The 10,004-nt window shown below is 74.8% G+C and carries 9 protein-coding genes; 4 read left to right on the plus strand and 5 right to left on the minus strand.

Annotated features, from left to right (window positions below; genetic code table 11):
• Positions 1 to 153 precede the first annotated feature (153 nt).
• From ABD345_RS37570 to ABD345_RS37590, 5 genes are all read right to left on the minus strand, one after another.
• A complete protein-coding gene (locus ABD345_RS37570) occupies positions 154 to 501 on the minus strand; it encodes a PRC-barrel domain containing protein (RefSeq protein WP_344558976.1) in 348 nt (115 codons plus the stop codon).
• A gap of 217 nt (positions 502 to 718) precedes the next feature.
• The gene (locus tag ABD345_RS37575; RefSeq protein WP_344558977.1) at positions 719 to 892 is read right to left on the minus strand and encodes a CsbD family protein; all 174 of its coding nucleotides are present in this window, start codon (positions 890 to 892) and stop codon (positions 719 to 721) included.
• A 239-nt stretch (positions 893 to 1,131) separates the two neighbouring features.
• On the minus strand, positions 1,132 to 2,361 hold the full coding sequence (locus ABD345_RS37580) for a serine/threonine-protein kinase (protein WP_344558978.1): 1,230 nt from the start codon (positions 2,359 to 2,361) through the stop codon (positions 1,132 to 1,134).
• A 144-nt stretch (positions 2,362 to 2,505) separates the two neighbouring features.
• A complete protein-coding gene (locus ABD345_RS37585; RefSeq protein ID WP_344558979.1) occupies positions 2,506 to 3,708 on the minus strand; it encodes a PP2C family protein-serine/threonine phosphatase in 1,203 nt (400 codons plus the stop codon).
• Positions 3,705 to 5,351 (minus strand): sensor histidine kinase, encoded by a 1,647-nt coding sequence (locus ABD345_RS37590; RefSeq protein ID WP_344558980.1) that lies wholly within the window; start codon positions 5,349 to 5,351, stop codon positions 3,705 to 3,707. The genes ABD345_RS37585 and ABD345_RS37590 overlap by 4 nt, the downstream gene beginning before the upstream one ends.
• A gap of 113 nt (positions 5,352 to 5,464) precedes the next feature.
• Here ABD345_RS37590 and ABD345_RS37595 point away from each other — a divergent pair, with 113 nt between their 5' ends.
• The 4 genes from ABD345_RS37595 (at position 5,465) to ABD345_RS37610 (ending at position 9,425) form a co-directional block, all read left to right on the plus strand.
• Positions 5,465 to 6,253: a response regulator gene (locus tag ABD345_RS37595; protein WP_344558981.1), complete on the plus strand. Its 789-nt coding sequence runs from the start codon at positions 5,465 to 5,467 to the stop codon at positions 6,251 to 6,253.
• A 216-nt stretch (positions 6,254 to 6,469) separates the two neighbouring features.
• Complete coding sequence (locus tag ABD345_RS37600; RefSeq protein WP_344558982.1) at positions 6,470 to 7,270, plus strand: MEDS domain-containing protein; 801 nt, start codon at positions 6,470 to 6,472, stop codon at positions 7,268 to 7,270.
• Positions 7,267 to 8,232, plus strand: coding sequence for an anti-sigma factor RsbA family regulatory protein (locus ABD345_RS37605; protein ID WP_344558983.1), 966 nt, complete (start codon positions 7,267 to 7,269; stop codon positions 8,230 to 8,232). The genes ABD345_RS37600 and ABD345_RS37605 overlap by 4 nt, the downstream gene beginning before the upstream one ends.
• Positions 8,233 to 8,369: 137 nt before the next feature.
• The gene (locus ABD345_RS37610) at positions 8,370 to 9,425 is read left to right on the plus strand and encodes an NAD-dependent epimerase/dehydratase family protein (RefSeq protein WP_344558985.1); all 1,056 of its coding nucleotides are present in this window, start codon (positions 8,370 to 8,372) and stop codon (positions 9,423 to 9,425) included.
• Positions 9,426 to 10,004 lie beyond the last annotated feature (579 nt).

Consider the following 10,004-nt stretch of genomic DNA (forward strand, 5'->3'; position numbering starts at 1 on the left):
CGGCTCCCTGTACCGCCACACCTTCGGCAAGAACGAGGCCCTCACCAAGAACTACGGCACCGTCACGACGCTCCACATCAACTGACCCCCGCCCGGCGCGGGCTCGGCCGGGTGCACCGCGGGCGGCCCGCCCGCGGTGCGCCCGGCCGGGGTTCAGGCGGTCCCCAGGTAGTAGGCACCGAGGGCTTGGTGGTAGTCGGAACCGTCACCGTGGACGTCGGGGTCGAACTCGGGCGAGTTGCGGACGTCCTCCATGGTGCGGTCCAGCCACACGGACCTGTCGTCGTGGTCGATCCGGTTGATGGTGCCCGCGGGGACGACCACGGTGCGGCCGAAGATCCACGGACCGGTGTCGACCACGAGATGGGCCCGCCCGACCTCCTCGCTGTGCTTGTCGACCTTGCCGATGCGGCCGTCCGCGGCCTCCACCCGGTACCCCGTCAGGTCGTCGCCCGCGTTGTACCCCTCGGCACTCTCGTAGTCCCAGATGCTCCTGGCCACAGCAGCCTCCCTTGTCATCGATGCACGGCTTCCACTGCCCTGCCGCCCCCACCTCCCGACGGCCGCCCGCCCCTGCCGCGGGACCACCGGCGGGTGCGCGGTGGACGGCCGGGGCGGGCGCCGGAGGGAAGGACGGCGACAGGCACCCTCCCGACGCGGACGTGTGTGGGTCCGCCCGACGGCCGGGCGGACCCACACGCGAACTGCTCGGTGGCGTCTAGCTCTTGAAGGCGTCCTTGACGTGCTCGCCGGCCTGCTTGAGGTCGCCCTTGGCCTGGTCGGCCCTGCCCTCGGCTTCGAGGCGCTCGTTGCCGACGGCCTTGCCGGCGGCCTCCTTGGCGGTGCCCTTGAGCTTGTCACCGGTGTTGTGGATCTTGTCGCCCGTGCTCATCGCGTCCTCCTCGAACCGTCTGCGCCGCTCGCGCCCTTTTCGCTGACGGGCTCCGCCTACCCCCGGGAACTGGGGAGATTCGTAGGAATATTCGCCGGGTCCCGGGGCATCCGGCGGTGCCACGACCCTGCTCCCCCTCCCCGGAGCGGGTCCGGGAGTCCGCCGACCCGCGATCCCGACCGAGCGGCGGGTGGGGCCCTCCTACCGGCCCCTCGGGCCGGGCGCGATCGGGACGCCCGTCACCGCTTCGGCCCCTTCCCGGTCGGCTTCCCGCCCTTCTGCGCCTTCTCCGCCTTGTCCCCCTTCTTCACGCCGTCGGCGCGGTGTGCTTCCGTCGGCCCGGCCTGCGGTCCGGGCCCGGGCCGCGCCGCGTCCTGCGGGGCCGACCCGGCGGGCGTGCTGCCGCCGGCGGTGCTCGCCGACGGCGACGGCGCCGGCGCGGTGGTGGGCGTGGGGGCCGGGGAGGGGGTGGAGGTGGTCGCGGGCTGGCGTGCGGGCGGTGCCGCGGGGTGGTCGGTGCCGAAGGCCATGCTCCCGGCTCCGGCCGCGAGCAGCAGGCCGACGGTTCCCGCGGACAGCGCGATGCGCTTGCGCCGGGCGGTGGCCCGGCCCGCCGCGGTTCCGGGTCCGGCGGTCGGGAGTTCCAGCGTCCGCGGGTCGAACAGGTCCGCGCACGCCGCGGCGGACGGGCGGGCCGCGGGGTCCGTCCGGGTCATCGCGCGCAGGACCCGGGCGAGCGGTGCGGGCGTGTCCGGGGGGACGGAGGGGGGTTCCAGCAGGCGGGCCACGGCCGCTTCCATGGGACCGCCGGGGTAGGCGCGCCGTCCGGTGAGGCACTCGATCAGCAGCAGGCCCAAGGCGTAGACGTCGACGGGCGGACGCGCGCCCTGGCCGCGGATCTGCTCCGGTGCCAGGTAGGCGGGGGTGCCGACGACGAAGCCCGTCCGGGTCGCCTCGGCGTCCTGGACGGGCTCGTCGAGGGGCTGGCGCGCGATGCCGAAGTCCGTGAGGCGGGGGGCTCCCGAGGCGTCGATCAGGACGTTGGACGGTTTGACGTCGCGGTGGACGACGCCGTGGTCGTGGACGAAGGCGAGGGTGCGGGCGAGGTCCCGGCCGAGCCGGAGCGTGGCGGGGGCGGACAGCGGTGACGTGCGCAGCACGTCGGCCAGCGTCGTCCCGTCCACGAGTTCCAGGACGAGGTAGGGGCGGTCGTCGGCGCTCCCGTGGTCGTAGACCTCGACCACGCCGTGGTGCCGGAGCCGGGCCAGCGTCCGCGCCTCGGCGGTGAACCGGCGGGCGAAGTCCTCGGGGGCGCCGCGGTGCAGCACCTTCAACGCGACCTCCCGGCCCAGGTGCAGGTCGACGGCGCGCAGCACCTCGGCGGCGCTCCCCCGCCCCAGGACGCCCTCGACCCGGTACCGGTCGGCGAACAGGGCCGTGCCGTGGGTGCTCTCTGCTGTCAGGCTCATGCCACTCTCCGTTGCCGGACGGCCGACCTCACCGTGCAGATGGGCCGCGGTCCGCTGACGCGTACCCTCTATGGGCGGCGCGATGCCCGGCCCGGTCGGAATGCGTGCCACCGCTTCCGCGCCGGGAGGGGAGAGAGACGGCGACTACTTGCGCCCCCAGGCGAGGTGCAGGACGGCGAGGTCGTCGGTGTGGCGGCCCGCGTTGAGGGCCTGGGCCTGCTCGATGATCCGGTCGATCCGGGCGGCGGGTTCGGCCGGGTCCGCGCCGCCGGGGGCGCCGATCAGGGCGAGCAGGCCGTCGGTGCTGAGCCGTCTGCCGCTGTCCCCGTCGTACCCCTCGATCAGGCCGTCGGTGTAGAGGGTCAGGGAGCCGCTGGCGGGGAGCGGGACGACCGTGGGGGGCCAGTGGCACAGGCCGGGCATGATGCCCAGGGCTATGCCGTGGGCGGCGCTCACCGGCCGGGTCCCCCGGTCGGTGGTCAGCAGGGGCTCGTGGTGTCCGGCGAGGTGGAGCGTGGCGGTGCGGTTCTCCTGTTCGAGGGTGAGCAGGGTGCAGGTGGCGAAGAGCGACACGTCGTCGCGTTCGGCGACCAGGACGCGTTCCATCAGGTTCAGCAGGTCCTCGCCCCGGTGGCCGCCGAGGACGAGCGAGCGCCAGGCGATCCGCAGCAGGACGCCCAGGGCGGCGGCGTCGGGACCGTGGCCGCTGACGTCGCCGACGACGGCGTGCAGGAAACCGTCGTCGCCCTCGACGACGTCGAGGAAGTCGCCGCCGAGCAGCGCCGTCGGGGCGCCGGGGATGTAGCGGCTGGTCACCGTGACGGTCGAGGTGCCGAGCATGGGGGGCGGGAGCAGGCCGCGTTCCAGGCGGGCGTTCTCCTCGGCGCGCAGGCGGCTGGCCTGGGCCTGGATGGCGGCGTGCTCCGTCCTGCTGCGGTAGACGGCGTAGCGCAGGGTGCGGCGCAGCAGTTCGGCTTCGACCTTGCCCTTGACCAGGTAGTCCTGGGCACCGGCGGCCATCGCCTCGGCGCCGGCCCGGCTCTCCGCGAGACCGGTGAGGACGATGACGGCGTTGTGCGGTGCGAGCTCCCGCACCGCCGTGACGGCCGCGGTGCCGGCCGCGTCGGGCAGGTGCAGGTCGAGCAGGACGCAGTCGATCTGCCGCTCGGTCAGGACGGCTCTGGCACCGGCGATGGTGGGCTCGACGGTGAGTTCGAAACCCAGCCCGGTGTCGTGCAGGAGCTCCTCGACCAGGAGGGCGTCCGCGGCGTCGTCCTCGACGAGCAGGATGCGGTAGGTGAGTTCTTCTTCCGCGCGCCCGGACGCGGCGGTGAGGGGGAGGGTCATCGCGGCTGCCGCTCCGGTTCGGCGGGGCGGGCCGCCTCGACGGCCGGGGCGGCGGGGACCTCCGGGGCCTCCAGGGGCTCCGGGCCCTCCAGGGCCTCCAGGGGTTCCGGGGCGAGGGTGAAGGAGATGCGGGCGCCCTCGGTGCGGGTCGGGTCGACCTCGATGGTGCCGCCGTGGAACTCGACGATCTTCTTGCACATGGCCAGGCCGATGCCGCTGCCGGCGTAGGCCTCCTTGGTGTGCAGGCGCTGGAAGATGACGAAGACCTTGACGGCGAACTGGGCGGGGATGCCGATGCCGTTGTCGGTGACGGCGAAGCGCCACAGGCCGCCGTCCCGCTCGGCGCTGACGTGGATGCGCGGAGGGACTCCGGGGCGGCGGAACTTGACGGCGTTGCCTATCAGGTTCTGCCAGAGCATCCCCATCTGGGTGGGGTCGGCGACCAGGGTCGGCAGCGGGTCGTGGGTGACCTGCCCCTGCGCCTCCTCGATGCCGACGCTGAGGGTTTCCAGGGTGCGTTCCAGGACTTCCTCCAGGTCGACTTCCTGGTGGTTGTGGTGGACCCGTCCGACCCGGGAGAAGTCGAGCAGGTCGTTGATCATGACCTGCATCCGGTTGGCGCCGTCGACCGCGAAGTCGATGTACTGGTCGGCCTTGGCGTCGAGTTGGCCGCCGTAGCGGCGCCGGAGCAGCTGCGTGAAGCTGGAGACCTTGCGCAGCGGCTCCTGGAGGTCGTGCGAGGCCACGTAGGCGAACTGCTCCAGCTCGGTGTTGGAGCGCTGCAGTTCGGCGGCCTGGGCGTCCAGGCGCAGGCGGGCCTGCTCGGTGAACGCCAGCTCGCGCGTCAGCCGCCCGCGCATGAGGTCGATCTCGGCGCTGAGTTGGCGCAGGTCCGCGGGGCCGGTGGGGACGATGGGGTGTTCGAAGTCGCCCTCGGCGATCCGGCGGGCGTCCGCGCTCAGCTGCTCCAGCGGCCGGTTGATGCCGCGGCGCAACCCTTCGAAGGCCAGGGCGGTCAGGACGGCGATGACGACCGCGATCGCGCTGAACACCAGGTCGCGCGTCCGCGTGGTGGCGAGCAGGTCGGCCCGGGCGGCGGCGCGGTCGGCCCGCAGGTGGTCCTGCTCACGGGTCAGGGCGGCCCGGAGGCGGTCGAACGCGGCCTTGCCGGTCTCGGCCGAGGCGGCGGCCTGCACGGAGGGCGCCCCGGCGGGAGCGGCGGCGATCGGCTCGGCGATCTCCTGCCGCCACCGGTCGGCGGCGTCCTCGACGGCGGCGAGGTCCGCGAGCGCCTCGGCGTCGCCGTGCAGGAGCCAGGTCAGGGTGGCGACGTGGGTCTTCTCGTCGGCCAGGCCCTGCTGGTAGGGCTGCAGGAACTCCGGGTTCCCGGTGAGGCCGTACCCGCGGATCCCGGTCTCCTGGTTGAGCAGGACCGACTCCAGGCGGAACGCGGTGGACAGCGCGGGCGAGCGCACGTCCACGAGCTGGGTGCTGATGGTCTGGGACCGGTCCAGCACCCAGAACCCCAGGACGCCCAGCACGGCCAGGACCGCCAGGGACAGCCCGGCGCCCGCCCTCAGCCAGCGCCTGGTCGTCCAAGCGGACAACGGACGCGAACGCGGTGCCCTCGGGTCGTCCTGCATGGTCTGTACCTCTCCGGTGACGGCCGGCCCGGTGGGGCGGCGCAGCGCCCACTGTAGAGGCCGGGCGACAAGCGTTGTTGTCGGGGGTGAGGCGAGGGCCTATGGTTCCAGTCATGCCTGGCAACGACTTCGCCCTCCGGGCCACCGCGCAGGAGACGTCCGCGATCATGGACGCCGCAGTGGCCCGTACGGCGCGGCACCTTGCCGACCGGCTCCTGGAGGAGCCCGGTCCGCCCCGGCCGTACGGGCCTCCGGGAGACCCGATGGGACGGGCGCTGGGCATGCTGCACATCCTGGACCAGTTGCAGCGGGCCGCGGAGCGCCTCCGGGCGGACGCGGCCAGGGCGGCGGCCCGGACCGGAGCCGGCTACCCCCAGCTCGGCTCGGCCTGCGGCTTGACCCGCCAAGGAGCCCGGCAGCGCTGGCCGGGTCTCTACGACCATTCCGACGAAGAACCTACGGAGACCCCGATCATGACCAGCCCCACCCACGCCTTCGACGTGCTGCTGGTGGAGGACGACGCGGCCGACGCCATGCTGATCGAGGAAGCCCTGGCCGAACGCGGCGCCCGCAACCTCGTCCAGGTCACCGACGGTCTCGCCGCCCTGGAGCACCTGCGTGCCCCGGAGACGCCCCGCCCCGACCTGATCGTCCTGGACCTCAACATGCCCCGGATGAACGGCCGCGACCTGCTGCGGGTGCTCAAGTCCGACGAGGACCTGCGGACGATCCCCGTCGTCGTCCTCACCACCTCCGCCGCACCCGACGACGTCGCCGGCGCCTACAGCAGCCACGCCAACGCCTACGTCACCAAGCCGGTCAACCTGGCGGAGTTCGAGCAGGCCGTCCAGAGCATCGACGCCTTCTACCTCGACACCGCCACCCGTCCTCCTCGCCGCTGAAGCACCGGCACGCGGCACCGCGCCGCGCCGACCGCCGGCCCGGCGGCCGGCCCGGCGGCCGGCACGGCGGCAGCCCGACCGCGAGCCGCCCGCGGAGGTCGGACGCGTTCCCCGTCGAGGCTCGGGTCGCCTTCCCCGTTCCCGACGGCCGTGGCCGATAGGATGCTCACGCAGGAGCCTGGGGCGGAGGGAGGGCGCGTGAGGAACGCACGTGCTGTGGCGACCCTTGATCCCGTCGAAGCGGGTGACCACGTCTGCTGGCCGGTCGGCCCCGGCGACGACTTCACCGCGACCGCCCGGGCCTTCGCCGCCGACGGGGCCCTCTTCGGCGACAAGGTCCTGCTCATCGGCGCGTCCGAGTCCCGGTGGTCGCTGGACGGCACGCCGCAGGGAGTGGTCGTCGACCCCGGGGCCGAGCGCACGGGCGGGGCGGGGTGGGACGCGGCGGCACTGCTGGACTTCGTGTGCCGGGAGGCGGACGCCGCAACCCGCCAGGGCTTCCGCGCCCTGCGGGTCCTGGCCCGGATGGACCGCGTCTGGCCCGGCGGCGCGAGCCCGCAGGAGATCGCCCGGCACGAACTGGAACTCGACGCCCTGGTGCTCGCCAGAGGGGCCGTCGTCGTCTGCGCCTACCACCGGGCCGGCTTCCGGCCCGCCCTCCTGGAGCAAGCGGCCGGAGTACATCCGCACCACTTGGGCACACGTGCGGAGATGCCAGGTTTTCGGATGTACAGCGCGGGAACGGACTGCTGGAGCGTGAGCGGCGTGGTGGACTCGGACGGCGCCGACAGCTTCCGCACCGTCCTGGACGAACTCGTCGCCCGCTCGGCCACCGTACGACTGCGGTGCGACGGCCTCGAACTGATGGACTCCGCGGGCATGCGCGCCCTGGTCGCCGCGGCCTGCAAGGTCCCCGGTCGCCGGATCGTGATCGAGAAGGCGGACGAGACGTTCCGGCGCTGCTGGTCGTTGCTCGGCTACGACGTCCCGCAGATCCCCGTGGAGCTGGCACCGTGAGCGAGAACAGCACGACGCGCCCGGAAGCCCCCGCCCACGACTCCGCGTTCCGGCACGAGCTGTACCCGTACGACGGGGACGCCCAGTTCCTCGACGGCGCCATGTCCTTCATCCACGACGCCCACGCCGGGAGCGAACTCGTCCTGGTCGCGGTCGCGGAGCCGAAGGAGCGCATGCTGCGCACCGAACTGGAGGGCACCGACGCCGCCGAAGGCGTCACGTTCCTCGACACCGCCGCCCTCGGCCGCAACCCCGGCCGGCTGATCCCCGCCTGGCGCGAGTGGGTCTCCAAGGCCGCGGAGGGCCACCCGGTCCGCGGCATCAGCGAATCCGTGTGGAGCGAGCCCTCCCCGGCCGAGAGCGGCGAGTTCGGGTACCACGAGTGGCTGCTGAACCTCGCGTTCGCCCAGTCCCCGGCGTGGTGGCTGCTGTGTCCCTACGACACCGCCGCGCTGGAACCCGCCGCGCTGGAATCCGCGCGGCGCTGCCACCCCATGCTCCTCAGCGGGGGCGCCCACGGCCCCAACGGCTCCTACGTCCAGGAGCCCTACGCCTTCCCCGAACTGGCCCCCGCCGCCGACCACCACCAGGAACTCCCCTACCAGCGGGGCATGCTGGCCGCGGTGCGCGCCCACGTCACCGCCTGCGCGGTCCGGCACGGCCTGGAGGGCACCCGCCTGCGCGAACTGCTGATCGCCGCCTGCGAGATCGCCGGCAACAGCATCAAGCACGGCGGCGGCCGGGGCGTGCTGCGCACCTGGGTGGAGGGCGCGGACCTGATCTGCGAGTTCCACGACGCCGGCCACCTCCAGGACCCGCTGGTCGGCCGCCTCCGACCCACCATCGACCAGGTCGGCGGCCGGGGGCTCTGGCTCGTCCAACAGCTCTGCGACCTCGTCCAGATCCGCTCCACCGCACAGGCCGGCACCACCGTCCGGCTGCACACCAGACTGCTCGGGTGACCGCGCGCGGCGCCACCGGCCGCCGCACTCCGCCACACCCCGCCGCGGCGCACGGGTCCCGACCGCTCCTTACCGGTCGGTGACGTCGCCGGGCGGCTGCGCCGTTCCCGGACCGGACGCGGGTAGCGTCGGCCGGCATGAGGATCCTGGTGACGGGCGGAGCCGGTTTCATCGGCTCCGCGGTGGTCGGCGCGCTGCTCGCGGACGGCCACGAGGTGCGGGTGCTGGACGCGCTGCTCCCGGCGGTGCACCCTTCGGGGCTGCCGTCGGCGGTGCCGGAGGGAGCCGAGTTCCGGCGCGGGGACGTCCGGGACCCGGCGGCGGTGGAGGCCGCGCTGGACGGGGTCTCCGCGGTCTGCCACCAGGCGGCGATGGTCGGGCTGGGCGTGGACCTGGACGACGCCCCCGCGTACGCCGGCTGCAACGACCTGGGCACCGCCGTGCTGCTGTCGGCGATGGCCCGGCGCGGGGTGCGGGACCTGGTGCTGGCCGGGTCGATGGTGGTGTACGGCGAGGGCGCGTACCGCTGCGGCACGCACGGGCCGGTGGCGCCGGGGCCGCGCCGGTCGGCGGACCTGGACGCGGGGCGCTTCGAACCGCCGTGCCCGGTCTGCGGCGAACCGCTGCTGCCCGGGCTGGTGGCGGAGGACGCCCCGGCCGATCCGCGCAACGTGTACGCGGCGACCAAGCTGGCGCAGGAGCACCTGGCGTCCGCCTGGGCCCGGGCCTGCGGGGGCCGGGTCCTGACGCTGCGCTACCACAACGTGTACGGGCCGGGGATGCCGCGCGACACCCCGTACGCGGGGGTGGCCTCGCTGTTCCGCTCGGCGCTGGCCCGGGGCGAGGCCCCGCGGGTGTTCGAGGACGGCGGTCAGCGCCGCGACTTCGTGCACGTCGCGGACGTGGCGGCGGCCAACGCGGCGGCCCTGGCGGGAGTGGCCGACCGCCCGGCGGGCAGCGCGCGGGCGTACAACGTGGGCAGCGGGGAGACGCGCACGGTGGGCGACATGGCGCGGGCCCTCGCGGCGGCCTGCGGCGGCCCGGCACCGGTGGTGACGGGCGAGTACCGGTTGGGCGACGTCCGACACGTGACCGCCGACCCGGCGCGGCTACGCGCGGAACTGGACTGGCGCCCCCGGGTGGCGTTCGGAGCCGGGATGGCCGAGTTCGCGTCGGCCCCGCAGCGGGCCTGACGCCGACGGCCGGGGCGCCGGGGAACCGGTGGACCGGAGCGGCGGAGGCCCGGGCGCCGGAGCGCGCCGGAGGCCCGGGCTCCGGGGAACCGGGGAACCGGGGAACCGGGGAACCGGGGCGGGACGGACGAACCGGCGGACGGGCGGCTCCTCGGCCCGGGCAGGCCGTTGCCGGGCCGACGGACCGGGCACCGACCGGTGCGGGCGGGGCGCGGGCCGCGCTCGGCGGCGGACGAGCGGGCCAGTGGGCCAGCGGGTCGGGTCACCGGGCGGCAGGGCGAGCAGGTCGGCGGACGGCAAGGGCCGGGCGGCAGGAACCGGGGGGGCAGGTGAGCAGGCCGGTGGACGGCCGGGCGAGCGGGTCGGGTCGGCGGACGGCCGGACCGCCGGGCGAGCAGGTGAGCAGGCAAGCAGGTGAGCAGGCCGGTGGACGGCCGGGCGAGCGGGTCGGGTCGGCGGACGGCCGGGCGAGCCGGCGAGCGGGCCAGCGGGTCGGGTCACCGGGCGGCAGGGCGAGCAGGTCGGCGGACGGCAAGGGCCGGGCGGCAGGAACCGGGGGGGCAGGTGAGCAGGCCGGTG

The sequence above is a fragment of the Kitasatospora saccharophila genome, assembly GCF_039529925.1.
In the GTDB taxonomy this organism is placed as follows: Bacteria; Actinomycetota; Actinomycetes; order Streptomycetales; family Streptomycetaceae; genus Kitasatospora; species Kitasatospora saccharophila.